Source organism: Lactobacillus sp. HMSC08B12 (assembly GCF_001808415.1).
GTDB lineage: Bacteria > Bacillota > Bacilli > Lactobacillales > Lactobacillaceae > Lactobacillus > Lactobacillus delbrueckii.
Genome location: NZ_KV793215.1, coordinates 1 through 814, shown reverse-complemented (window position 1 = coordinate 814; position 814 = coordinate 1). Strand labels below are relative to the sequence as shown.

1 protein-coding gene is annotated in these 814 nt (G+C 47.2%); it reads left to right on the top strand.

The features are described from left to right. Window positions 1-126 precede the first annotated feature (126 nt). Window positions 127-648 (top strand): hypothetical protein, encoded by a 522-nt coding sequence (locus tag HMPREF3168_RS09065; RefSeq protein WP_016396743.1) that lies wholly within the window; start codon window positions 127-129, stop codon window positions 646-648. The last annotated feature ends 166 nt before the right edge of the window (window positions 649-814 follow it).

Below are 814 nucleotides of genomic sequence, written 5' to 3'. Positions count from 1 at the left end.
AGTGTTCAATTTATTCTTGCAATTGGCGATTATAAGCTTTTTCAAAAAATAAGCATCCCTTTGGCCGCTTTCAATTTAAATGCTATAATAATCATGCCATCAATAGATTAATCAGGAGGAATCTTAGTGTACATCAAGATGAAAAAAATTTTGATCCCTTTAGCATGTCTGTCTGCCCTGACCTTATCCGCCTGCCAGACTTCGACCAAGCCGACTGGGCAAGCTTCGTCATCCAAGACTGCCAGCACTCACAAGTCATCTTCCAAGTCTAAAGCTGCTCCAAAGGAAAACAGCCAGGCCAAAAAGCCAAAGTCAGCCAAGCAGTCAAGTGCCGTCAAAAATAGCAGCTCATCTGCCAGCTCAAAAGCCAGTTCATCATCCAGCAGTCCTACTAGTTCCAGCAGCTCAAGCAGTGCCGTCAGTTCCAGTAGCTCCAATGCTCCTGCTGACTACCAAGCACTGTTTGAAGGGGAAACGCTCACCAGCTTCGTCAACAAATATGGCGAATCCCCCGCTGCCTATCTCTCCGAACACTACGGCCTAAGCCCCAAAGAAGCCTTGTATGCCACGCCAGATTCCCTGGAAACCTTCGGTGAGATGCAGTCTGAAAGCATGTACCGCAAAGGGCAAGATCCATTCGCGAACTAACCAAAAAATCCGTTCCCAAGTTCCGGGAACGGATTTTTTATTCCAAATCTGGATCGGCTGCTTGGCCGTCATGCTTTTTCCACTGACAGGCGGTCAATTCCAGCTGGCTGAACGTGGCCTTAAAGGATGAATCCTCGCATTTAAGGCCTTCATCAACGATTTGAGC